Here is a 22,197-nt window from a genome sequence, read left to right as displayed (position 1 = left end):
GAATTCGCGCCAACGTCAATCTTGAGCGTGTTCTTATCGAAAAAGTGGTCCCACTCTTTCGGAACAGGCTCTAGGCCTTGTGCTCGGCCTTGGCCACAGCGGCTGCGTTGTCGGCTCGCGTCTGCTCGATCACCTTGGGATCGACAGGCGTGGCGCTCGGCGGCGGAGTCGTGGGCTCGTCCTCGGCCATGCCCTTCTTGAAGGACTTGATGCCCTTGGCGACGTCGCCCATCAGCTCGGAAACCTTGCCGCGCCCAAACAGCAGCATCACGATGACGCCGACGACGATCCAGTGCCAGATACTGACGCCACCCATGGCGGTAACCTCCGAAATTGTGGTGCGGCCGTGGCTTTCAGGGCCCGGCCGACTTCTCGTGGCGGAACCTATGTGTCCCCCGCAGGGAACACAAGAACTTCGTCGGAGGGAACATCGATGCCGACATCGTCACCTTCCCGGATGGTTTCCGGCAGGGATATGCGCGCGGAAAGCGGCCGGTCGAAGCCATTGACCGCAAGCAGGACGTGATCGACCTCGCCGAGGAAGCGGCGCGTGACCACCCGGCCTGGCAGGCAAAACCCCTTCGGCACCAGCCTGATCGCATGGGGCCTGATGCAGACGACAGCGTCTGTTCCCTCCGGCAACGCCGAGGCGAAGCGCCCGACCGGCGTATCGACCGCGCCGCGCTGCACGCGAGCCTCGATCTCGGTAAAGTCGCAGAAGAACCGGGCGGCGAAGAGGCTGGCCGGGCGGCGGTAGAGTTCCTCGCCGGTGCCGACCTGCACGATTCGCCCCTGCCGCATCAGCACGATGCGGTCGGCGATGCGCATCGCGTCCTCGGGATCATGCGTCACGATGATCGAGGTCGCGCCGGTTTCCTGCAGCAGCGCGGCTGTCTCGTCGCGCACGACATCGCGCAGGCGGCGGTCGAGATTGGAGAAGGGCTCGTCCATCAGCAGCACGCCGGGACGGGGCGCGACGGCCCGCGCCAGCGCGACGCGCTGCTGCTCGCCGCCCGAAAGCATATGCGGATAACCATCCGCAAGGCGGCTGAGGCCGACACGGGCGATAGCGCGCAGGGCAGTCGCCTCAGCCGAGGTCTCGTCATATCCTCGCAGGCCGAAGCGGACGTTTTCGCGCACGGTCAGATGCGGGAACAGCGCGTAGTCCTGGAAGACGAGACCGACGCCGCGCTGCTCGGGCTCGACGAAGTTCTCCGGCGACGAGACGTCCCTGCCCTCCAGCAGCACGCGGCCGGCGCTCGGGCGCTCGACGCCGGCGGCCAGCCGCAGAAGCGTCGTCTTGCCGCAGCCGGACTGGCCGAGCAGTGCCACGATCTCGCCGGGCGCGACCGACAGCGTCACGTCCTCCAGCGCCACGACCTCGCCGAAGCGCTGCGTGACGCCTTCGAATCCGAGCGCCATCGGGATCGCCGCCCCGGCCGTGCCGCGCCGGCCCCAGCTCAGCCAGCGCGATGTGGTGCCACTCGACGCCAAAACGATGCTCCATCCTGCCTGCAAACCGCGACGTCATTCCGGGCGCAGCGAAGCGGAGACCCGGAATCCATCGTAGGGCACCGTCATCGCCTTACGATGGATTCCGGATCGGCGCGGCTTCGCCGCTTGTCCGGAATGACGGCGCGGACGGGAAAGAAGCCCGCCGCCTGCTTCCCCGCCCTGTGCGGCTAAGCCTCGCCATCGTCAAGCGGGGTGAAGAGATCGCCGAGCGGATCTTCGTCGGCGCGCAGGTCGGGATCGTCGTCGGGGACCGGCACGGTCAGGTCCCTGGTCAGCCGGCCCTCGATGAAGCCCGAGCCCTTGAGTTCATCGAGGCCAGGCAGATCGTCGATGCGGTCGAGCCCGAAATGGTCGAGGAAGCCAGGCGTCGTGCCATAGGTCACCGGCCGCCCCGGCGAGCGCCGGCGGCCACGCAGCCGCACCCAGCCGGCCTCCAGCAAGATATCGAGCGTGCCCTTGGCAGTGGCGACGCCGCGGATTTCCTCGATCTCGGCGCGCGTCACCGGCTGGTGATAGGCGATGATCGAGAGCACCTCGAGCGCGGCGCGCGACAATTTGCGCGGCGGCTCGGCCTCGGCGGCGAGCAGATAGCCGAGGTCCGGCGCCGTCCGGAAGGCCCAGCCGCCGGCGACCTGCCGCAGGTTGACGCCACGCGGCTCGTAGAGCTCGGTCAGCCGGGCGAGCAGGAACTCGATGCCGACGCCTGCCGGCACGGACCGGGCGAGCTCGTCTTCCGACAGCGGGACGGCCGAGGCGAAAAGCAGCGCCTCGACGATGCGCAGCGCCAGAGCGAACGTCTCCTGCGCGCCGTCCTCCTCGTCCCCGACCGTCTCGACCATCGCCATGGGTTCGCTCATAGCGGCAATGTCGGCGGCCGGGCCGAGCGGCGGCGCAGATAGAGCGGCGCGAAGGCGTCGTCCTGGCGCAGGTCGAGCACGCCCTCCTTGACCATCTCCAGCATGGCCGACAGCGCCGAGGCCCTGACGGTCGCGCTCATCTCGTGGGCCGGGAGGCCGTGCGAACTCATGTAGCGGGTCAGATAGGGGTCGATCGCGGTCCAGTCCCCGGCCTCGCCGACGAGGCGTTTCAGCGCATCGCGGGCCTCGACCAGCGACCAGACGAGGCGCTGGCCCACCGAGATATGACCCTGCACGCGCTTCTGGCGCTGCTGTGCATAGGCTGCAAGCAGATCGTAGAGCTCCGCCTCCCAGACCGGCCGCGCGCCCGCCACCATCGCTTCGGGGGCGCCACGGGCGAAGACGTCCACGCCCAGCCGTTCTCGCGAGGCGAGCTTGCGGGAGGCGTCGCGGATCGCCTCCAGGCGGCGCAGGCGCAAGGCGAGCGCGGTGGCGAGATCGGCTGCGCTCGGCTCCTCGCCTCTCGGCGGCTCGGGCAGCAGCAGCCGCGATTTCAAATAGGCGAGCCAGGCCGCCATCACCAGATAATCGGCCGCGAGTTCGAGGCGCAGGGCGCGAGCCTGCTCGACGAAGACGAGATATTGCTCGGCCAGCGCCAGGATCGAGATCCGGTGCAGGTCGACCTTCTGGCGGCGCGCAAGATCGAGCAGCAGGTCGAGCGGTCCCTCATAGCCGTCGACATCGACGACGAGCGCAAACTCGCCCTCGCGTTCGGGCTTCTCATCCTCGAATGGCAGCTCAGCGGCCATGTCTGGCCCGCCCCCCACGGTCATCCCCGCCGGTAAAATCGGCCGTTCAGGCGCTCAAGGCAAGGGCGCCTGAGAGTTGCGCACGGGCTTCGTCGAGATCGAGCGGCTCCGGCTCATGGCGAATGCGAGCCAGCGCCATGGCGGCGCGGCGCGCGCGCGCGCCAGACATCCGCGGCACGGCGCCTGCCACCGCGACCATCTCGTCCATGATGCCGTGGCAATGCAGCACGACATCGACGCCGGCGCGGATCGCGGCGCGGGCCTTCTGGGCGAAACCGCCAGACAGCGCCTTCATCGAGATATCGTCGGTCATGATCAGCCCGTCATAGCCGAGTTCTTCGCGCATGATGTCGCCGACGATCGTTCGCGAGACCGTTGCGGGGTGCTTCGCGTCGAGCGCGGTGAAGACGACATGGGCCGTCATCGCCATCGGCATGTCGGCGAGATGCCGAAAGGGGCGGAAATCGCTGGCGCGCAGTTCCTCCAGCGAAGCCTCGACCACCGGCAGGTCATGGTGGCTGTCGGCTTTCGCACGGCCATGACCCGGCATGTGTTTGACGACCGGGAGCACCCCGCCCGCGATCAGCCCCTCGGCCGCGGCACGGCCGAGCTTGGCCACCATATCGGGATCATGGGCATAGGCGCGGTTGCCGATGACGTCGTGACTTCCCGCGACGGGGACATCGAGCACCGGCAGGCAGTCGACGTCGATACCGACGCTTTTCAGGTCATGCGCCATCAGTCGCGCCGAGAGCCGGACGATCTCGCGTCGCTGGACCGGGTCGTTGATCGCGAGGAAGGCGCGTGCCGGCGGATAGGCAGGCCAGAGCGGCGGCCCCATGCGCTGGACCCGGCCGCCCTCCTGATCGATCAGGATCGGCGCATGCCAGCCCACGGTCTCGCGCATTTGGGCCGTCAGGGCCGCGACCTGCTCCGGCGACTGCGTGTTGCGTTTGAACAGGATGAAGCCCCAGGGCCTGGCATCCCGAAAGAAGCTGCGCTCGTCGGGGGTGAGGCTCGTGCCGAGGCAGCCGGCGATGAAGGCGCGCGAGGTCATGGTTCAGGCGTAGGAAGGTGAAGATCGGCGGTCAACCCTACGACGTCATTCCGGACAAGCGGCGAAGCCGCGCCGATCCGGAATCCATCATAGGGCTCGACGGCGCTTTATGATGGATTCCGGGTCTCCGCTTCGCTGCGCCCGAAATGACGACGCGTTCTCGTCCAGTTCGAACCTCAGCGCATCTGCGCCGACATCTGCGCATTGAAGGCGTCGAAAGGCAGCTCGGCGATGCGGAACCAGAGCTGTTCCTTCTTCCAGTAAGGCAGGAACGAATCATACAGCGTCTTGAAAGCGGGATTGCTGGCGGCAAGCTCGCCATAAAGCGCGAAGGCCTCCTTGAACGCCGCCAGCATCACATCCTGCGGGAACGGCCGGAGTTCGGCGCCGGCCGCGGCCAGCCGCAGCAGGGCGTCGGGATTGCCATTGTCGTATTTGGCGACGCAAAGCGCGTTGGCTTCCGAGCAGGCCGCCTCCAGCGCCGCCTTGTAGGCCGGCGGGAGCGCGTTCCATTTGTCGAGATTGACCAGGAAGCTGACATTGGCGTTGCCCTCCCAGAAGCCCGGATAATAGTAGTATTTCGCGACGCGCTGGAAGCCGAGCTTCTCGTCGTCATAGGGACCGGAGAACTCGACCGCATCGAGCGTGCCGCGCTCCAGCGCCGGATAGATGTCGCCACCGGCGATCTGCTGCGGCACGACGCCGAGCCTGGCCATGATCCGCCCGCCCAAGCCGGCTATGCGGAACTTCAGCCCCTTCAGATCCTCCAGCGACTTGATCTCCTTGCGGAACCAGCCGCCCATCTGCGCGCCGGTGTTGCCAGACGGAATGGTGTGGCAGTTGTAGGTCTTCATGAACGCCCGGCAGAGTTCGAGCCCGCCGCCGGCATAGAGCCAGGCGTTTTGCTGGCGCGTATTGAAACCGAAGGGCAAGGAGGTCTCGAAGGCGAAGGCCGGGTCCTTGCCGATGTAGAAGCTCGAAAGGGTGTGGCTGCATTCGACCGTGCCGTTCTGGACGGCGTCGAGCGCCTGCAAGGCCGGCACGATTTCACCGGGCGCGAACACCTGGATCTGGAACTGGTTGTCGGTCAGTTCAGCGACGCGCCTGGCAACCTGCGTCGAGAGGCCGAAGAGCGTGTCGAGGCTCTTGGGATAGCTGGAGGTCAAGCGCCAGCTGAGCTTCGGCTGGGACTGGGCGATGGCGGGCGCGGCCACGACGGTGCTGCCGATGGCAGCGCCCGTGCCGGCGGCCTTGACGAATGTACGGCGATCCATGGGTTTCCTCGGTTGTCTTCTGGGCCGCGCCGCGCCCCGGACCTTGGAGCCGGAGCTCTGACGCAAGCGGGCCGCGACGCTAGCGGGACGAGTACAAGTCTTGAACCGCGCGCCGGTCTGGCGGGCATGCGCTGAAGGCAACGCCAAACGAAAATCGCCGGCAGCGCGTGGCGCTGCCGGCGGTTGGATCAGGCTGTGAAAAGCCTCAGTTCTTGGCGATGAAGCACTGCCCGCCGGCGGACTGAAGCTGCGTGCACATCGTCGCGGCGTCCTCGCGGGAATAAGGTCCGACGCGCAGGCGATAGACCGTCTTGCCGCCGGCGAGATCGGTCTTGCGCACGATCGGAGCCTGACCGTTGAGCAGGTCGGGGTATTTGCGCTGCAGCGCCGAGAAGGTAGCGCGCGCTTCCGCCTCGCTGCCGGGTGCGCCGAGCTGCACGGTGAAGTCCCCGGTTCCGCCGCGGATCGCGGAGGTGGCGGGAGCAGGCGTCGACGGAGCAGGCGCGGCAGCGGCGATCCGGGTCGGAGCCTGGGGCGTCGTGGCGGGAGCCGGCGTGACGACCCGCTCCTGCACCTTCGGGAGCTCGGGCGCCGTGGCCGGGCGCAGCCGCTGGGTATTGGCTGTCGCAGGCGCGGCGGCTGCAGGCGCTGCATTGCCGCCGGGCGGCGTCGCGAGCCTGGCGGGGGCGGAGCCCGTGACCAGCGGCGCGGGCGTCGAGCCGCCAATGGCCGAAGCCGGCGGCGCGGGCGTGCCATCAGGCCGGATCGACACGGTGCGGACACGGCGCGGCTCGCCAAGACCGGGGACGGCGGGAACCGGCGTCAGCAACGGCTCGGCTGGCGTCGCCGTCCGCTCCGGGGCGGCCGGCGCCTGGGCCAGCGCGTTGCTGGTCTCTGTCGTGCTGCTTGAGCCATTGGAGCCCGGCCCCGGCAGCACGACACGCGGCGGCAGCGTGCGGGCCGCCTGCTGGACGTCGATCGGCTGCTCCTCGCGGGTGACGACCTTGGTCTGCGCAGGCTGCGCCTGGCCGACCTTCTCGTAGATCTGCTTGTTCTGGTTGGGAATCTCGGCCCCGCCGGGATTGGCTGGCTCGACCTTGGTCGGGGCCCGGTCGGCGCTGATCACTGGCGGCAGCCCGTCCTTGGTCACCGTGGGCGACCGGAAGGTCATGGCGGCGCCGACACCGACGACGCCGACGACCATCAGCGCGGCAGCGGTCCAGAGCCCCTTGCGCGAGCGGCGCGGCTCCATGTCCGGCATATCCTCATCGCCCATCATGGACGGATCGCCGTCACGCGGGTCGGACTGCTCATAGGCGTAAGGATAGGCCCCCGCCTCCTGATCGAGATCGCGCGGCTGATCGCCGGGAGCCTGAACCGAAGTGGTGCGCGAATAGGGCTGCGCCTCCGGCATGTCATAGCCTTGGCCGGCATCTTGGCCGGCGTGATCGTCATAGACCTTGGCGGGAGCGACGAGGTCGGCAACCGCGCGTTCCGGGTCATTGCGGCGCAGCAGGGCCTCGAACTCGTCGAGTGCACCGCGCATTTCGGCGGGCGGCGCGACAGCCGTCGGCTCGGCTGCGGGCATGACGGGAGAAAAGTTCGCCTCCTGCCGCATGGGCTGCTGCCAGGCGGGCTCAGCCTGCGTCACGACCTGAACGGGCGCCGGCATCGCGCCGCGTGGAGCGAAGAGATCCTTCAACGGATCGTCCTGACCGACGATGCGGGTCAATTCCGCAAGCGGGTCGGCGGCATGGCCCGGCTTTGGGGCCTGCGCCGCGCCGCGCAGCTGCCGCTCGAGATCTTCGAGATCGAGGGCGAAACGGTTTCTAGCTGGCTCACTCATGACAGGACCCATTCCAGCGCCCGGCGTCGTGGCGATAGGGAACGCCCAACGTCTTGCGCGGTCAATCTGACCGTTGTGCGCGCTGCCGGAAAAACGCCCGTCAACGCATCTCTTCTGGCGCCGCAACTCCGGCGACCGCCAGACCGGAAGCGAGAACGCTGCGCACTGCATGCACAAACGCCAATCTCGCCTGAGTCAACTTTCGATCAGTTTGATTAACGAACCGTAATTGCGGCGAGTCTTTGCCCTTGTTCCACAGCGAATGGAACGCGCTGGCCAGTTCATGCACGAAAAAGGCCACGCGATGGGGCTCATGCGCGAGAGCCGCGCCCTCGATCATCCGGGGATAGGCCGCGATCAGCTTGACGATGCCGATCTCGGCCTCGTCGGTCAGCCGTTCGAGCTCCGATCCGGCCAGCGCGGCCGGCGACAGATCGAGATCGGGAAAGGCCTCGCGGGCCTGCCGGAAGATCGAGGCGCAACGGGCATGGGCGTACTGGACGTAGAAGACCGGATTGTCCTTCGACTGCTCGACCACCCTGGCGAGATCGAAATCGAGCGTCGCGTCGTTCTTTCGGAAGATCATCATGAAGCGCACGGCGTCGCGGCCGACCTCGTCGATGACCTCGCGCAGCGTGACGAAATCGCCCGAGCGCTTCGACATCTTCACCGGCTCGCCGTTGCGCAGCAGCCGGACGAGCTGGCAGAGCTTGACGTCGAGCGCGCCCTCGCCTGCCGTGACAGCCTTGACGGCCGCCTGCATGCGCTTGACGTAGCCGCCATGATCGGCGCCCCAGACATCGATCATCTGCGTGAAGCCGCGCGCGAATTTCGAGCGGTGATAGGCGATGTCGTTGGCGAAATAGGTGTAGCTGCCGTCCGATTTCAGCAGCGGCCGGTCGACATCGTCGCCGAACTGCGTGGCGCGAAACAGCGTCTGCTCGCGATCCTCCCAATCTTCGTCCTTCTGGCCCTTGGGCGGCGGCAGCCGGCCCTCATAGACGAGATCGCGGCCGCGCAGATCCTCGATCGTCGCGCGGACCGCGTCCTTGCCGCCCTCGGCCTGCTGCAGCGAGCGCTCCGAGAAGAAGACGTCATGGACGACGCCGAGTGCCGCGAGATCGTCGCGGATCATCGCCATCATGCCCTCGATCGCCGCGGCCCGGACGGGCGCGAGCCACTCGGCTTCGGGCTTCGCCAGCAGCGCGTCGCCATGCGCCTGCGCCAGGCTTTCGCCCACCGAGACAAGGTAATCGCCCGGATAGAGCCCTTCGGGAATGGTGATCGTCTCGCCCAGCGCCTCGCGATAGCGCAGGAAGGCGGAGCGCGCGAGCACATCGACCTGCGCGCCGGCATCGTTGATGTAGTATTCCCGCGTCACGGCCTGACCGGCGAAGGCGAGCAGGTTGGCGAGCGAATCGCCGAAGACCGCGCCTCGTCCGTGCCCGACATGCATCGGCCCGGTTGGGTTGGCCGAGACATATTCGACATTGACCATGGGCTGCGGCCTGAAGACGCCACGGCCATGGTCGAGCCCGGCGGCGACGGCCTCCTTCAGGATCGCGGTGAAGACCGCTGGCTTCAGCCGCAAGTTGATGAAACCCGGCCCCGCGATCTCGGCCCTCACGATATCGCCGTCGCCCGCCAATTCCTCGCAGAGCAGTTGCGCCAGCGCGCGCGGGTTGGCGCCGGCATCCTTGGCGAGCACCATCGCCGCATTGGTCGCCAGATCGCCATGGGCTGGATCGCGCGTCGGCTCGACCACGACGCGCCCGAGATTGAGCCCGGCCGGCAGGGAGCCGCGCTCCGTCAGGCGCGCCAGCGCTGCATCGATCCGGGCGGAATAGGTCTCGAACAGGTTCATCTGGGTCATTCTTGGCGGCGTTTGAGCCGTGGCGACAGTGAGCGCCCGGCCCTATCGCAGCGTGGGGGTGGCGTCAAACAAGCGGCGATGCTCGTCGAGCGCGTACCAGTCGGTCATGCCGGCGATGTAGTCGGCGATGCGGCGTGCGCGCCGGGGCGGATCGAGCCCATCGCAACCGGCAGCCCAGTCGGGAGGCATGGCGGCCGGATTCTGCGTGAAGCGGGCGAACAGGTCGCGCACCACCCCTGCAGCGTCGCTGCGGATCGGCGCGATGCGGGCGTGCCGGTACATGTTGGGATAGAGGAAGGCCTTGATCTCGCGATCGGCTGCGGCGATCGCCCCGGAGAACGCCACGACCGGCGCGCCCGCACGCCTGATCGCGTCGGCGTCAGTTGGGCCGAGCGCGGCGAGCCGCGCTTCCGACTCGGCGATGACGTCCTCGACGAAGCGCGTGATGACACGGCGGACAAGTTCGTTGGTGGCGCGATGGACCTCGAGCCCGGGATGCAGCCGCTCGATCTCGTCGAGCAGTCCGGCCAAAAACGGTAGCGCACGCAGATCGGACAGGCCAAACAGCCCGGCGCGCAGGCCGTCGTCGAGGTCGTGGGCGTTGTAGGCGATGTCGTCGGCCAAGGCCGCCGCCTGTGCCTCGGCGGAGGCATAGCTGTCGAGCCAGAGATCCTGCCGGCTCTGATATTCGACGATTGCCGCAGGGATGCCGGTCGCAGCGTAGCGCTCGGTCGGCTTGCCGTCGCCGCCAACCAGCGGGCCGTTGTGCTTGACCAGCCCCTCAAGCGTCTCCCAGCTCAGGTTGAGTCCGTCAAAACCGGCATAGCGCCGCTCCAGTCGCGTGACGATTCGCAGCGTCTGGGCGTTGTGGTCGAAGCCGCCAAAACCGGCCATGCAGGCATCGAGCGCATCCTCGCCAGTATGACCGAAGGGCGTGTGCCCGAGGTCGTGCGCCAGCGCCAGCGCTTCGGCAAGGTCCTCATCGAGGCCGAGCGCGCGGGCCAGAGCCCGCGCAATCTGCGCCACCTCGATGGTGTGCGTCAGCCGCGTGCGGAAGTGATCTCCTTCATGCGAAACAAAGACTTGCGTCTTGTGCTTCAGGCGGCGGAAGGCGGTGGAGTGGATGATGCGGTCGCGGTCGCGCTGAAATTCGTTACGAGTTGGCGACACTGGCTCAGGCACAAGCCGACCACGACTCAGGCTCGACCGGCATGAATAGGTCGCTCGCCAGCGGTCGCCGGGCTCGAATATGGGGCTCTTTGGATGCGGCATGCCCGACCTGTGATCGTCGCCTGCTTGCCGAGGCGTCGCGGCGCACTTACCTTTGCGGATAAGTAGGGCGCAAGGAACATCTGCCCAAGCCTCGTCGGCCGGCCCGGATTTTCGGCCTCTGCCGATGTGACAAGGAGCCTGCCATGTCGATCGATCTTCAGGCCAGTCCACGCGGCGTCGCCGTCACCGGCAATGCCGCCAGCCGCATTCTCTCGGTGATGGCGAAGGAACCGCCGGGCTCCATGCTGCGCGTCAGCGTCGCCGGCGGCGGCTGCTCGGGCTTCCAGTACATCTTCGACGTCGACCGGGAGAAGGCGCCTGGCGACCTCGTGATCGAGCGCGACGGCGCAACCGTACTGATCGACGAGACCTCGCTCGACCTGCTGGAAGGCTGCACGATCGATTTCGTCGACGATCTCGTCGGCCAGTCGTTCAGGATCACCAACCCGAACGCGACGAGTTCGTGCGGCTGCGGAACCTCGTTTGCGGTGTGAGGGCGAGATCAGGCGCTGATCGCACGCGGGTGGCAGACCGTTTCAGCGAACACGACAGCCTTGAAGGCACGCAGAAGATCGGCGTCGAGCTTGCCACCCATGCCGCGCAATGTCGCATACGCCGCTTCCGGTCGCATCGGCGCTTTGTATGACCGCCACTCGATCAGCGCGGCGTAGATGTCGCAGATCGTGATCATCCGGACCACATCGGAGATATCTTCCCCTCGCAGTCCCTGCGGATAACCGGAACCGTCGAGATATTCGTGGTGTCGATGCACCGCCTCGACCATGGCGCTGGCAAAGCCGCCCTGGCTTTGCAGCATCTCGTAGCCGAGTTGCGGATGCGTGCGCATGATCGATGTCTCGGCCGGCGTCAGCTTGCCGGCCTTGTGCAGGATATCGAGCGGAATCTTGGCCTTGCCGATGTCGTGTAGGAGAGCCGCTCCGGTCATGAGCTTGCGGGCTTCGTCTGGGAAACCGAGCTGCCGGGCGAAGGCCGCAGCCAGCCCCGCGACCAGCAGGCAATGTTGATAGGTCAGATCGTCGTGATTCCAGACCATTTCGAGCCAGCCACCGATATCGGTCTCATCGGCGGCGCGGTTGATTGAAGCGACGCTCTCGTTGATGGCCGCTACCGGCAACGCCTCGCCACGCCCTGCAGCCGCGAGCAAATCAGCCAACGCCGCCGAGGCAGCGACGAAATGGTGTTGTATCGACGCCGCCGGCTTGTCATCGCCCGTAGCGGCCAGAAGCATCTGGCTGATCTTATCCAGCAGAACCCTGGCTGAGGCGCCGGCAGCCAGCACGCCGGAGGCTCCGAGCGCATTGGCCTGAAGCGTCGCCCGCGCCGTCTCGGACCGCAGCAGGCACAGATAGGGCGTGCCGCGATCGCGGCGCCGCGCCAGCGCCGTCCGCAGCGCTTCAACCGAGGCGGAGCTGGAGATATCGACGTCGGACACGACCAGACGTTTCGAGCGGTATCCGTCATGCGCCAGATCGTTCAGATCGATGACGGCGCAGGGCCCCCAGAGCGCAAGCACGCGCTCGAGCGGTCCGCTATCTTTGGCTCGATCGGTAATCAGAAGCATGATGCAGCAGCTTCCCCGGGGAAAGCGACATCATACGGAACGATCTTGAAGAGTTATGAATGCGGCCGCCGCTGCCCAAATCTTTCGACGTCGTCGGTAGCGCCGAAATACAATCTTTGCGAGAATTGCAATGATTATCTATTGTTCGGACCGTATCCGCAACTCAGTGCGAACTCGGCGGGCCGCCCTGCTCCAGCCTGATTTCGGCAGCCATCAGACCTTTCGGCCCGGGGCCATAGCGCACCAGGACGGTCTGTCCCGGAATCAATTCGACGATGCCGTAGCGCCGCAGGGTCTCCATATGGACGAAAATGTCGGGCGAGCCCTCGCCCGCCGAGACGAAGCCGAAGCCGCGCAGGCGGTTGAACCACTTCACCACCATGCGCTCGAGCCCGCTCGTCGGCGTCACCGAGACGTTGGTGCGCGCCAGCGGCAGTTCGGCTGGATGGCGGGCCGCGCTCGTGTCGATCGAGAGCACGCGCACCGCCTGACGGCCGCGCGCCTTCTCGATGGCTTCGAGTACGATCCGGGCGCCCTCCGCGATCGCGTTGAAGCCGTCGCGCTTCAGGATGGTGACATGGACGAGCACATCGGCGCCGCCATCCTCGGGCACGACGAAGCCGTAGCCCTTGCCGACGTCGAACCATTTCACATAGCCGGTGACCTCGACGCCGACGTCATGCGACAGGCCTTCAGGGCCGTCGAGGCGCATGACGCGATTGAGCGACTGGATGGGTCCCATCGGTGGCCGCCCGCTCTCACCGTACTCGTCGGACATGTGCCGCTCACCCCCACGCGAATGGCTTGATTCGTCGTGATCACGATATCATCGCTGGGGAGTCGCGATACAGCCCGCTAAGCTTCATCCACATCATCGCGGCAGAATTCGCATCGGAATCAGCTAACAGGGTGGCTTTGCGGCAACCGGGAGACGACCATGCCGGACTTTGCGACACTCGCACTCTTCGCCGCCGCCTGCTTCGTGCTGACGGCGACGCCCGGCCCCGACATGCTGCTGATCGCCTCGCGCAGCCTGGGCCAGGGCCGCATGGCGGGTTTCGTGACCTATGCCGGCATCGCGGCGGGCAGCTATCTGCAGGCCTTCGCGGCGGCGTTCGGGTTGTCGCGCCTGTTCCTGCTCGTACCGGCGGCCTACGACATCCTGTGCTGGGCCGGCGCTGCCTATCTCGCCTGGCTGTGCTGGACGACATTGCGCGCTCGCACTCCGCTGTTTTCGCCCTCGGCTGACGCGACGCGACTGTCGCTGCGCCGGATCTTCACGCAGGGCCTGCTCACCAACCTGTTGAACCCCAAGATGGCTCTGTTCATGCTGGCGCTGCTGCCGCAGTTCCTGCACCCGGAGGCCGGTTCCGTCGCTCTGCAGGTCATCGTGCTGGCGACGATCCTGAACGGAATGGGCCTGCTCACCAATGGGCTGGTCATCCTGACCGCGAGCCGGCTCGGCGGCGCGCTGGCGCGGCGGCCCCATCTCGCGCGCCTGCCGCAGAAGCTGATGGGCGCGGTGTTCGGGGCGCTGGCGGTCAGGCTCGCGGTTTCGACGCGGGAGTGAGGGTTGCGGCTGAGGCCGCGCCCACGCCGGCCTTCCCTTCATCCCCGCAGCGCTGCGATCGCCACCTCCTTGACTGGTGCGATCGACCCATCGACGATTAAGAGCGGCTCGCCGATCAGTTCGACAACTCCGCCTGCGACGACGACTCCGTCCCCATCCGCACAGGCGACGACCGGTCTCGACGTGCGAGCGCTATAGGCCAGCAAACGGGGCAGATAGCTCGGCTTCGCCTGCAGATGGGGAAAGAATTCGAACGGCACGAGATCCATGGCCGCGTTGTCCTCGGCGTCGCCGGGAATCGCATCATCGAACAGGGCATCGACCGCAATCGTCGGGGTCATGATGATAGCGCCCGCACTTGTGCCAATCAGGAGGCCACCGTTGTTCGCCCAGGCGCGCAGCCTCTCCAGCATCCCGAATCGCTTCAGCCGAGCGAGAAAGGCAGATGTTTTGCCACCTGAAAGATGGATCGCATCGCAGCCGAGCAAGGCCTCCAGTTCTACCGCGCCATGATGTCCCTCCATGTCGTGGAAGAGATCGAGGCCAAGCCCCATCCGGCCATAATAGGCTTGCCTCTCGGAATAGAAGCGCCTGCTGGGTTCCGGGCCGGACGGAATATAGCCGATGCGACGACCGCGACCCCGCATGAGCTCCAGTAGTCGAATGTCGACCTTCTCGTTCGCAGGAATGATTTGATCACTGTAGAAAACGGCATCGACCATGCTTCGATTGTGGCCGGGCTCGTCCCATCCGTAAATGGCGCTGCGCGCAACGGTCGCGAGGCGATAACCGACTGCGCGCCCCCTACCCCGCCAGCCGCCCCAGCGCGACGCCGATCTCCGCCCGCACCACGAGATCGGCAATCGGATCAAGTTCCGTCGCTTCGCGGTTGACGATGACGAGTTTTGCGCCGTTGCGCCTGGCGATGACCGGAAAGGTCGCCGCTGGGAAGACCACAAGCGACGAACCGACGACGAGGAAGAGATCGGCCTGCAGCGTCAGGTCGTGCGCCTTGCGCATCTGAACTTGGGGCATCGCCTGCCCAAACGAGATCGTCGCGGATTTCACCGGGCCGGCGCACATGGCGCAGGCGGGCGGCTCGCCAGTCGCCTCGAAGGCGGGGCGGATTGCGTCGAGTTCATGACGCCAGCCGCAGGTCAGGCAGGTGGCGTAGGTGCCGTTGCCGTGCAGTTCGACGATTTTGTCCTCGGAAATGCCGGAAGCCTGATGCAGCCCGTCGATGTTCTGGGTGATGATGCCGGGCGAGCGCCCCTTCTCCACCAACCGCGCCAAGGCGACATGCCCGCGATTGGGGGCCGCCCCGCGAGAATGATCGTCCATCGCGAATTTCCGCCGCCAGGCCTCGATGCGCGCCTCGCGGCTGGCGGCGAAGGCCTGAAACGGGATCGGCTTGTTGACCATCCAGGGCGAGCCCGGCGTGCGGAAGTCGGGCACGCCGGATTCGGTCGAGATGCCGGCCCCGGTGAAGCCGACGATGGCGGACGCCCGGTCGAGCATCGCGTGGAGTTCGTCGATCGCGTCGTTGGTCTCGTGTCTGGACTTTTCCTGCATCCGTCCGCGTCCGCTCCTGCGTTCCATGCAGATATGGGGCGGCATCGCCCGCCTGTCCAAGCGATTGACGGGCGAGGCCGGCCATCCCAAAGCTTCCGGCCATGCTCACGACACCGCAAGCCGCCCTGAACCCCAACCTCCTCGACACCGGCACGCCGCCGATCCCAGAAGCGCAAGGCTGGGCGCGGGCCTATGACGGGCGCAACGGTCCGCTGATCGACCTGTCGCAGGCCGTGCCGGGCGCGCCGCCGCCGCCCGCCCTGCTGGCGCGTCTCGGCGAGGCTGCGGCGCTGGGCGACAGCACCCGCTATGGTGCGATCACCGGCGACATGGCGCTTCGCGAGGCCTATGCGGCCGAGATTTCGCGGGTCTATGGCGCAGGATTCACGCCGGGCGAGGTCGCGATCACCTCGGGCTGCAACCAGGCTTATGTCATGACCATGATGGCGCTCGCCCGGGCCGGTGACAATGTGCTGCTGCCGACGCCGTGGTATTTCAACCATGAGATGACCTTGACCATGCTCGGAATCGAAGCGCGGTCGCTGCCCTGCGATCCCTCGGCGGGTTTTGTGCCGGATGTCGCGACGGCCGAGGCAGTGATCGACTGTCGCACGCGAGCGATCGTGCTGGTCACGCCCAACAACCCCACCGGCGCGGTCTATCCACCCGAGACCATCGCCGCCTTCGCCGATCTCTGCGCAAGGCGCGGCCTCTGGCTGGTGCTCGACGAAACCTATCGCGATTTCCTGCCGGCAGGCGTTGCGCCACCGCATGATGTTTTCTCCGCAACCGACTGGCAAAGCAGCGTGATCGGGCTCTACAGCTTCTCGAAAGCCTATGCCGTGCCGGGCTGGCGGCTGGGTGCGATCACCGCAGGCGAGGCAGTGATCGCGCAGATCGGCAAGGTGCTCGACTGCGTCCAGATCAGCCCGGTACGGGCCGGTCAGGCCGCCGTGACCTGGGGCATCGAGGGCATTCGCGACTGGCGCGAGGGCAACCGCGTCGAGATCAATGCCCGCGCCGCGCTGTTTCGCGAGGCGATGGCGCCGCTGAACGATTGGAAGGTGCTCGCGGCAGGCGCATATTTCGCCTATGTCGCGCATCCCTTCGAGGGCGTCGCGGCGGCCGAGGTCGTGCGGGCGCTGGTGCAGGAGCGCGGCGTGCTGGCGCTGCCGGGCCCCTATTTCGGGCCGGGGCAGGAGCAGCATCTGCGGGTCGCCATCGCCAACGTCGCCGCAGACCGGATCGGCGGGCTCGGCGACAGGCTGCGCGGGTTTTCGATCTGAGCGCTTCTCAGCGGAACAGGGCCGCGTAGCGCTCGCGATAGGCCCAGACCAGCAGGCTCCCCAGCACGACCAGAATGATCGCGACCGGGAGGCCCTGCGGGTTGATCGCGAGATGGAACAGCACGATCACCGCCATCACCGGCGCGATCAGCGCCAGGCCGAAGGCCGGCGCGATGTTCAGGATCAGGCTGAGCGCGCCCGTGAGATTGACGATCTTCAGGAACGGCCAGAAAAACCCGGAATTCTGCAGCGCCGCCTCGAAGACCAGGCCGCGCTCGCTGGTCGGCGGATGGATGATGTTGCTGCCCGTCGCCAGCCACCAGAAACCGTCGATGGCGCTGACGAGGAAGATCAGGCCGAGCAGAATGCGCGGCATGGCCACAAGCAGAATATTGCGCATCTTCGCCCCCGACAGCGCTGAGAATTCGAAGCGCGTATCGGGCGACAGAACAAGCCTGTCAATGACCTCCGCCCTACCCCGGATGACGGGCGGGCATCACATCGTAGCCCCGATCTGCCAGGGCACGAACTCGGCGTCGCCATAGCCCATTTCTTCGGATTTCGAGTGCTCGCCGGAGGCGATGCGCAGCAGGTAGTCGAAGATCTCCTGGCCCTTTTCCTCCAGCGTGACGCCGTCGAGGACATCGCCGCAGTTGATGTCCATGTCGTCGGTCTGCTTCAGATACATCGGCGTGTTGGTGGCGAGCTTGACCGAAGGCGTCGGCTTGCAGCCATAGGCCGAGCCGCGGCCGGTGGTGAAGGCCAGGATGTTGGCGCCGCCGGCGACCTGCCCCGTCGCCGAGACAGGATCGTAGCCGGGCGTGTCCATGTAGACGAAGCCCTTCGACTTCACCTGCTCGGCATAGTGATAGACGGCGGCGAGCGTCTTGGTGCCGCCCTTGGCGGCCGCGCCGAGCGACTTCTCCAGGATCGTGGTCAGGCCGCCGGCCTTGTTGCCCGGCGACGGGTTGTTGTTCATGTCCATCCGGGCGCGGGCGGTATAATCCTCCCACCATTTGATGATGCCGACGAGCTTTTCGCCGACCTCGCGCGTCGCGGCGCGGCGGGTGAGCAGATGCTCGGCGCCGTAGATTTCCGGCGTTTCCGAGAGAATCGCGGTGCCGCCATGCTCGACCAGCAGGTCGACGGCCTTGCCGAGCGCCGGGTTGGCGGTGATGCCGGAATAGCCGTCCGAGCCGCCGCATTGCAGCGCCAGCATCAGCTCGGAGGCCGGCACCGTCTCGCGTGTCGCGCGATTGGCGATCGGCAGCATGACCTTCAGCGCGTCGATGCCGGCGGCAACCGCCTTTTTCGTGCCGCCCGTCTCCTGGATCGTCAGCGTCCGAAAGACGTCGCTTTCCTCGACGCCATAGGCGTCCTTCATGCGCTTGATCTGGAAGCCCTCGCAGCCGAGGCCGACGACGAGGACGGCGGCCATGTTGGGGTTGCAGGCATAGCCCCAGGTGGTGCGCTTCAAGACCTCGAAGCTCTCGCCATTATAGTCGATGCCGCAGCCGGTGCCGTGGGTCAGGGCGATGACGCCGTCGACATTGGGATAATCGGCGAGCAGGCCCGAGCGCTTGACCTCCTCGGCCATGAAGCGCGCAGCGGAGGCCGAGCAGTTCACGGATGTGAGGATGCCGACATAGTTGCGCGTGCCGGCCTTGCCGGGTTGGCCAGCAGAACCTTGCCGCCGGAAGCCCTCGAAGGTCGCCTGCTGCTCGACCGGCAGGACGAATTCGGGCTTTGCCTCGGCACAGAAGGCATAGTCGCGTTCGAAGGCGTGGAAGCCCGTATTGTGCTCATGGACCCACTCGCCGGGCGGGATATCGACCGTCGCGAAGCCGATGATCTGGCCGAACTTGCGGATCGGCTGGTCCTTGGCGATCGGGCTCAGGGCCATCTTGTGGCCGCGCGGAATGCGCTTCAGGGCGGTGACGCCGGCCGCCCTGACGCCGGCATCGACCGGATCGACCGCAACCGCGACATTGTCGGCTGCGTTCAGCGTGAGCGTGCGGGGCGGGATGACCTTGTCGAGCATGGCGGGACCACTGAATGCGGGGCTGCGCTGATGCGCATCAGGGGCACAGACATGCGCCTCCCAAACGCTTTTTTCAATCGGTTGAAAGAACTCAGCAGAGGACGGTCGACGACCAGCTCGGCAAGACGCGCCCGTCGAATCAATACGGCTTGATGCTACCGCGCGTGCCGCTCGGCATCACGGCCGCGAGACGGGCGTAGCCCTTCGACGGCCCGACATCGACGCGCGCCGTCTTCTTGCGCAGATCGAGATCGAACGGCCGGCTTGGCGGCAGCGGCGCGTTCTCGACAAGGCTCGACACGAGGCTTGCGGGTGCTGCGGCGACGGGCGACGGCGCAAAGGCCAGCGGCACGGCGGCGAAGGATGGCGGTACAGCGGAGGATGTGGCGGCCGGGGGCTCAGGCTCGGAGACCGCCGCAATCTGATAGCGCGGCTCCTCGATGCGCCGCCGCTCGGGCCGCTCGCCCTTCAGATAGAAGGCGTTGCCGCCCGCCACGGTCAGGTAGTGCATGTTGTTGTAGGAAAAGCGCAGGCCGGCCGTATGAAAATGCTTGGCCTCGCCGACCGCCTCGTTGCGCCGGCCGTTGAGGATGTCCTCGGCGATGGCCTGCGCCATCGGCAGGTCGCGCGCCGCCATCTGACGGGTCAGGACGCCGCTCGCGAATTGGCGCGGGGCGCCGACGACGCCGCAGATCGTCTCGGGATACCGCGATGCTCCGACCCGATTCATCACCACCGTGCCGACACCGAGCAGGCCGGTCTCGCTCGAGCGGTTCGATTCGAAATACATGGCACGGACGAGGCAGTCCCTTTCGCGCGGATCGGCCTTCGCCAGCGCAACCGCACGCTTGCGCGCCTCGCCGGGCTCCTTCGCCACCGGCGCGACAGTCGAAGCGGTCGGGACCGGCGACGTGCTGCAGGCGCCCAAAGCAGGCGCGGCGAGTGAAATCAGGAGTGGGATCGCCTTGCGGCCGTATCGGCTCATGCCGGTGGAGCCGGCGTTTGCGGCGATCAAAGCCCACTTCATGCGGCGACCTCATGACTGAATGCGGGATTGCCGCGAGCAGCGATCCGTAGCACCGGCAAGGAATCCATGACGTCTTAGCAGAAAGTCAGTTCGAGACGGAAGGGGGCTGGATCGCGCAGCGTCTCGATGCGGCAAGGCGGCCGGGCTCTCGCCACAATGAAAAAGCCCGGTCTTTTGACCGGGCTTCGTATACGCAACTCAACTCTGTGTGCGAGCGCCGCACGGGCGGCGCGTCAGCTCACTTGGCGGCGGTGGCCGGAACGATCTTGGCCATCATCGGCTCGAACGGCTTGTAGGCGTCCTTGGCGAGAGCGGTGTAGAGCTCGCCCATCTTGGTCATCTGGGCGACTGCGCCCTCGAAAGCGCTCTTGGCGTAAGCCGTCTGGATCTCGATGGCCTTGTCCAGGGTCTTCACGGCGGCGAGCTTCTCGATGGTCGCGGTGCCGGCCTCGAAGGACTTCTTGGCATAGTCGGTGGCCTCGACGGCGATCGACTGCACGCCCTTGGAGGTGACGCCGAAAGCCTTCAGAGCCGCATCGACGTTCTCTTTGGAAGCCTTCTGGATGGTTTCGAACTGCTGGTTCATGTTTCTTCCCTCGACACGACTTGCGCGTCGCCTTCTGCTGACGAGCCCGTGCGGGCCCAGGTTTCTCGCCCCAAGGTCAGATGAAAGGTTCATCACCGGGACAGGCCTCATATTGTGCACCGCAACATGAATGTCAAGGATGCGCTGCATTGCATCAAACGCAGAACGGCCTCACGGAAGATCGATCGCCTTTTAACGGCTCCGTAACCGCATCCGCCTAACCTCTCTCACTGTGTCCTGATTGCCACGTTTGTTGACGGGGTTCGGGACCGGGGACGTTGCGTTTCGGGTTGAGGCGGGTTGCATGGCTTTTTGTAGCGTTGGTTTCCGACGCGTGCGTCTTCGCGCGCTGATCGGCCTGATCGGTGTCGCCGTGGTCGCGCTCAGCGTGGCTGCATCCCCTGCCGAGGCTGCCCGCAAGAAGCGGCGCCATGTCGGCGGCGGCTACGCCCCTCCCTATGCCGCGATGGTGGTCGACGCCAAGACCGGGCGCACCCTCCATGCCGTCAACGAGGACGCGCCGCGCATCCCGGCCTCCATCACCAAGGTGATGACGCTCTATCTGCTGTTCGAGCAGCTCGAGCGCGGCCGCTTCACCATGAACTCCGAGCTGACGGTCTCGGCTCATGCCGCAAGGCAGGCGCCGTCCAAGATCGGCTTTGCGCCGGGCGAGACCATCGAGGTCCGCGACGCCATCCTCGCCATCGTGACCAAGTCGGCCAACGACGTCGCCATGGCGATCGCCGAGAACGTCGCTGGGTCCGAGGACGAATTCGCCCGGATGATGACGGCCAAGGCCCGCTCGATCGGCATGCGCAATTCGGCCTTCTACAATCCTCACGGCCTGCCCCACAGCCCGCCGAACATCACGACCGCGCGCGACCTTACGATCCTCGCCCGCGCCATCCAGGAGCGCTTTCCGAAGTACTATCCGATGTTCTCGACGCGGGTGTTCAATTACGCCGGCGGCGCCTATCGCAACCACAACAAGCTGCTCGGCCGCGTCGAGGGCGTGGACGGTATCAAAACCGGCTACACCAATCTGTCGGGCTTCAACCTGATGACCTCGGCCAAGTCCGAGGGCCGCCACATCGTCTCTGTCGTGCTCGGCGGCCGCTCGGGCTCCTCGCGCGACCGGATCATGGCCGATCTCGTGCTCGCCTCGCTGCCGAAGGCGTCGACCTCGGGCCGTGCCTCGACCATGGTCGCCGAAGCCGACGACGAAGAGATCGCACCGCGCAAGGAGGAACCCGCGCGCCGGGCCGCTCCGCCGCAGGTCGTGGCCGAAGCCGCCCCGCTGCCGATCCCGCGTCCGCGCATCCAGCAGGAGGCGCAGATCCCTGCCGCCGCCCGCGCCTATACCGCAACGACCACCACGACGCCGATCGCGCCGCCGCGCCCGATCAATGTCGGCGCGCAGCCGATCCAGCTTTCGGGTCTGCGCCCGGTGACGGCGACGACGACGCCATCGGCGATGCGCTGGGCCATCGGCGCGCCCGCCGCGGACGGCAAGATCATGCGCCCGCCGGCGAATGTCGATGTGACCTCCTCGATCGCCAGGGTGGCCGAGCCCGAGGAGAAGCCCGCGCCGCAGAAGGTAGCCGAGCACAAGGCTCAGGACATCAAGACCCCGGAGGCCAAGGTCGAACTGCGCCAGCCGCCCGCGACCGCGCTCGCCGCGCCCGAGAAGAAGCACGAGCCGGCCACGACCGTTCTCGCCAAGGCGCAGGACAGCAGGGCGAGCGATGCGCGCCCGGCCGCCGCAGCCGCCTCCGGCAAATGGATCATCCAGCTCGGCGCGACCGACAATGAGGGCAAGGCCAAGGACATCCTGGCCCGCGCCCGCTCCAAGGCGGCAGGCCAACTCGCCGACGCCTCGGGCTTCACCGAGAAGGTCGAGAAGGGTGGCGCAACCCTGTTCCGCGCCCGCTTCGCCGGCTTCGAGGACCCCAAGGACGCCCAGAACGCCTGCACCAAGCTCAAGCGTGACGGCTTCGCCTGCTTTGCGACCCGCGGCTGAGCGGCGTCAG

General features: G+C 66.7%; 21 protein-coding genes. 4 read left to right on the top strand and 17 right to left on the bottom strand.

What is annotated here, in order from left to right:
• Positions 1–70: 70 nt before the first annotated feature.
• The 9 genes from AC1DZY_RS02320 to AC1DZY_RS02280 all read right to left on the bottom strand — a co-directional run bounded on the left by AC1DZY_RS02320 (position 71) and on the right by AC1DZY_RS02280 (position 10,503).
• On the bottom strand, positions 71–316 hold the full coding sequence (locus AC1DZY_RS02320) for a twin-arginine translocase TatA/TatE family subunit (protein WP_476818442.1): 246 nt from the start codon (positions 314–316) through the stop codon (positions 71–73).
• Positions 317–384: 68 nt separating this feature from the next.
• Entirely contained in the window at positions 385–1,422 is a 1,038-nt protein-coding gene (locus AC1DZY_RS02315; protein ID WP_476818441.1) for an ABC transporter ATP-binding protein, read from the bottom strand.
• Between the two features lie 260 nt (positions 1,423–1,682).
• Entirely contained in the window at positions 1,683–2,372 is a 690-nt protein-coding gene (scpB, locus tag AC1DZY_RS02310) for an SMC-Scp complex subunit ScpB (RefSeq protein WP_476818440.1), read from the bottom strand.
• Complete coding sequence (locus AC1DZY_RS02305) at positions 2,369–3,181, bottom strand: segregation and condensation protein A (protein ID WP_476818439.1); 813 nt, start codon at positions 3,179–3,181, stop codon at positions 2,369–2,371. Before AC1DZY_RS02305 ends, scpB begins: the two co-directional genes overlap by 4 nt.
• 46 nt (positions 3,182–3,227) lie before the next feature.
• Positions 3,228–4,238, bottom strand: coding sequence for a beta-N-acetylhexosaminidase (nagZ, locus tag AC1DZY_RS02300; RefSeq protein WP_476818438.1), 1,011 nt, complete (start codon positions 4,236–4,238; stop codon positions 3,228–3,230).
• Between the two features lie 176 nt (positions 4,239–4,414).
• Positions 4,415–5,512 carry a TRAP transporter substrate-binding protein gene (locus AC1DZY_RS02295; protein WP_476818437.1) on the bottom strand — a complete coding sequence of 366 codons (1,098 nt, stop codon included), beginning with the start codon at positions 5,510–5,512 and terminating at the stop codon, positions 4,415–4,417.
• Between the two features lie 205 nt (positions 5,513–5,717).
• A complete protein-coding gene (locus tag AC1DZY_RS02290) occupies positions 5,718–7,358 on the bottom strand; it encodes an SPOR domain-containing protein (RefSeq protein WP_476818436.1) in 1,641 nt (546 codons plus the stop codon).
• A gap of 100 nt (positions 7,359–7,458) precedes the next feature.
• Positions 7,459–9,222 carry an arginine--tRNA ligase gene (argS, locus tag AC1DZY_RS02285; RefSeq protein ID WP_476818782.1) on the bottom strand — a complete coding sequence of 588 codons (1,764 nt, stop codon included), beginning with the start codon at positions 9,220–9,222 and terminating at the stop codon, positions 7,459–7,461.
• Between the two features lie 51 nt (positions 9,223–9,273).
• Positions 9,274–10,503 (bottom strand): deoxyguanosinetriphosphate triphosphohydrolase, encoded by a 1,230-nt coding sequence (locus AC1DZY_RS02280; RefSeq protein ID WP_476818435.1) that lies wholly within the window; start codon positions 10,501–10,503, stop codon positions 9,274–9,276.
• A gap of 143 nt (positions 10,504–10,646) precedes the next feature.
• On the opposite strand from AC1DZY_RS02280, the gene AC1DZY_RS02275 reads away from it, so the two are divergent.
• Positions 10,647–10,997: a HesB/IscA family protein gene (locus tag AC1DZY_RS02275; RefSeq protein WP_476818434.1), complete on the top strand. Its 351-nt coding sequence runs from the start codon at positions 10,647–10,649 to the stop codon at positions 10,995–10,997.
• Between the two features lie 8 nt (positions 10,998–11,005).
• Here the strand turns inward: AC1DZY_RS02275 and AC1DZY_RS02270 are convergent, their stop codons facing one another.
• Together AC1DZY_RS02270 and AC1DZY_RS02265 are read right to left on the bottom strand one after the other, a co-directional pair.
• A complete protein-coding gene (locus AC1DZY_RS02270) occupies positions 11,006–11,803 on the bottom strand; it encodes an HD-GYP domain-containing protein (RefSeq protein ID WP_476818433.1) in 798 nt (265 codons plus the stop codon).
• 445 nt (positions 11,804–12,248) lie between these two features.
• Positions 12,249–12,863, bottom strand: a complete 615-nt coding sequence (locus tag AC1DZY_RS02265; RefSeq protein ID WP_476818432.1) for a cold-shock protein — start codon at positions 12,861–12,863, stop codon at positions 12,249–12,251.
• A gap of 159 nt (positions 12,864–13,022) precedes the next feature.
• On the opposite strand from AC1DZY_RS02265, the gene AC1DZY_RS02260 reads away from it, so the two are divergent.
• Positions 13,023–13,655 carry a LysE family translocator gene (locus AC1DZY_RS02260; RefSeq protein ID WP_476818431.1) on the top strand — a complete coding sequence of 211 codons (633 nt, stop codon included), beginning with the start codon at positions 13,023–13,025 and terminating at the stop codon, positions 13,653–13,655.
• A gap of 38 nt (positions 13,656–13,693) precedes the next feature.
• On the opposite strand, the gene AC1DZY_RS02255 is transcribed toward AC1DZY_RS02260, so the two are convergent.
• Positions 13,694–14,377, bottom strand: coding sequence for a Type 1 glutamine amidotransferase-like domain-containing protein (locus AC1DZY_RS02255; protein WP_476818430.1), 684 nt, complete (start codon positions 14,375–14,377; stop codon positions 13,694–13,696).
• An 82-nt stretch (positions 14,378–14,459) separates the two neighbouring features.
• Positions 14,460–15,227 carry an SIR2 family NAD-dependent protein deacylase gene (locus tag AC1DZY_RS02250; RefSeq protein ID WP_476818429.1) on the bottom strand — a complete coding sequence of 256 codons (768 nt, stop codon included), beginning with the start codon at positions 15,225–15,227 and terminating at the stop codon, positions 14,460–14,462.
• 101 nt (positions 15,228–15,328) lie between these two features.
• Here AC1DZY_RS02250 and AC1DZY_RS02245 point away from each other — a divergent pair, with 101 nt between their 5' ends.
• Positions 15,329–16,513, top strand: coding sequence for an aminotransferase (locus AC1DZY_RS02245; RefSeq protein WP_476818428.1), 1,185 nt, complete (start codon positions 15,329–15,331; stop codon positions 16,511–16,513).
• A 7-nt stretch (positions 16,514–16,520) separates the two neighbouring features.
• On the opposite strand, the gene AC1DZY_RS02240 is transcribed toward AC1DZY_RS02245, so the two are convergent.
• The 4 genes from AC1DZY_RS02240 to AC1DZY_RS02225 form a co-directional block, all read right to left on the bottom strand.
• A complete protein-coding gene (locus AC1DZY_RS02240; protein ID WP_476818427.1) occupies positions 16,521–16,913 on the bottom strand; it encodes a hypothetical protein in 393 nt (130 codons plus the stop codon).
• A gap of 96 nt (positions 16,914–17,009) precedes the next feature.
• Positions 17,010–18,554 (bottom strand): UxaA family hydrolase, encoded by a 1,545-nt coding sequence (locus AC1DZY_RS02235; RefSeq protein WP_476818426.1) that lies wholly within the window; start codon positions 18,552–18,554, stop codon positions 17,010–17,012.
• A 139-nt stretch (positions 18,555–18,693) separates the two neighbouring features.
• Positions 18,694–19,581: a cell wall hydrolase gene (locus AC1DZY_RS02230; protein WP_476818425.1), complete on the bottom strand. Its 888-nt coding sequence runs from the start codon at positions 19,579–19,581 to the stop codon at positions 18,694–18,696.
• Between the two features lie 238 nt (positions 19,582–19,819).
• Positions 19,820–20,167, bottom strand: a complete 348-nt coding sequence (locus AC1DZY_RS02225; protein WP_476818424.1) for a phasin family protein — start codon at positions 20,165–20,167, stop codon at positions 19,820–19,822.
• 304 nt (positions 20,168–20,471) lie between these two features.
• On the opposite strand from AC1DZY_RS02225, the gene AC1DZY_RS02220 reads away from it, so the two are divergent.
• The gene (locus tag AC1DZY_RS02220) at positions 20,472–22,187 is read left to right on the top strand and encodes an SPOR domain-containing protein (RefSeq protein ID WP_476818423.1); all 1,716 of its coding nucleotides are present in this window, start codon (positions 20,472–20,474) and stop codon (positions 22,185–22,187) included.
• Positions 22,188–22,197 lie beyond the last annotated feature (10 nt).

Source organism: Allobosea sp. P2_A10, assembly GCF_056405115.1.
This window is presented reverse-complemented; position numbering and strand designations above follow the sequence as displayed.

Coding starts and splice junctions, on each gene's coding strand:
- AC1DZY_RS02320 (WP_476818442.1), bottom strand. CDS start 316: ATGGGTGGCGTCAGTATCTGGCACTGGATCGTCGTCGGCGTCATCGTG.
- nagZ (WP_476818438.1), bottom strand. CDS start 4,238: ATGACCTCGCGCGCCTTCATCGCCGGCTGCCTCGGCACGAGCCTCACC.
- AC1DZY_RS02230 (WP_476818425.1), bottom strand. CDS start 19,581: ATGAAGTGGGCTTTGATCGCCGCAAACGCCGGCTCCACCGGCATGAGC.
- AC1DZY_RS02305 (WP_476818439.1), bottom strand. CDS start 3,181: ATGGCCGCTGAGCTGCCATTCGAGGATGAGAAGCCCGAACGCGAGGGC.
- AC1DZY_RS02250 (WP_476818429.1), bottom strand. CDS start 15,227: ATGCAGGAAAAGTCCAGACACGAGACCAACGACGCGATCGACGAACTC.
- AC1DZY_RS02220 (WP_476818423.1), top strand. CDS start 20,472: ATGGCTTTTTGTAGCGTTGGTTTCCGACGCGTGCGTCTTCGCGCGCTG.
- AC1DZY_RS02295 (WP_476818437.1), bottom strand. CDS start 5,512: ATGGATCGCCGTACATTCGTCAAGGCCGCCGGCACGGGCGCTGCCATC.
- AC1DZY_RS02225 (WP_476818424.1), bottom strand. CDS start 20,167: ATGAACCAGCAGTTCGAAACCATCCAGAAGGCTTCCAAAGAGAACGTC.
- AC1DZY_RS02265 (WP_476818432.1), bottom strand. CDS start 12,863: ATGTCCGACGAGTACGGTGAGAGCGGGCGGCCACCGATGGGACCCATC.
- AC1DZY_RS02290 (WP_476818436.1), bottom strand. CDS start 7,358: ATGAGTGAGCCAGCTAGAAACCGTTTCGCCCTCGATCTCGAAGATCTC.
- AC1DZY_RS02255 (WP_476818430.1), bottom strand. CDS start 14,377: ATGGTCGATGCCGTTTTCTACAGTGATCAAATCATTCCTGCGAACGAG.
- AC1DZY_RS02235 (WP_476818426.1), bottom strand. CDS start 18,554: ATGCTCGACAAGGTCATCCCGCCCCGCACGCTCACGCTGAACGCAGCC.
- AC1DZY_RS02245 (WP_476818428.1), top strand. CDS start 15,329: ATGCTCACGACACCGCAAGCCGCCCTGAACCCCAACCTCCTCGACACC.
- AC1DZY_RS02275 (WP_476818434.1), top strand. CDS start 10,647: ATGTCGATCGATCTTCAGGCCAGTCCACGCGGCGTCGCCGTCACCGGC.
- scpB (WP_476818440.1), bottom strand. CDS start 2,372: ATGAGCGAACCCATGGCGATGGTCGAGACGGTCGGGGACGAGGAGGAC.
- argS (WP_476818782.1), bottom strand. CDS start 9,222: ATGAACCTGTTCGAGACCTATTCCGCCCGGATCGATGCAGCGCTGGCG.
- AC1DZY_RS02260 (WP_476818431.1), top strand. CDS start 13,023: ATGCCGGACTTTGCGACACTCGCACTCTTCGCCGCCGCCTGCTTCGTG.
- AC1DZY_RS02280 (WP_476818435.1), bottom strand. CDS start 10,503: ATGCCGCATCCAAAGAGCCCCATATTCGAGCCCGGCGACCGCTGGCGA.
- AC1DZY_RS02240 (WP_476818427.1), bottom strand. CDS start 16,913: ATGCGCAATATTCTGCTTGTGGCCATGCCGCGCATTCTGCTCGGCCTG.
- AC1DZY_RS02315 (WP_476818441.1), bottom strand. CDS start 1,422: ATGGCGCTCGGATTCGAAGGCGTCACGCAGCGCTTCGGCGAGGTCGTG.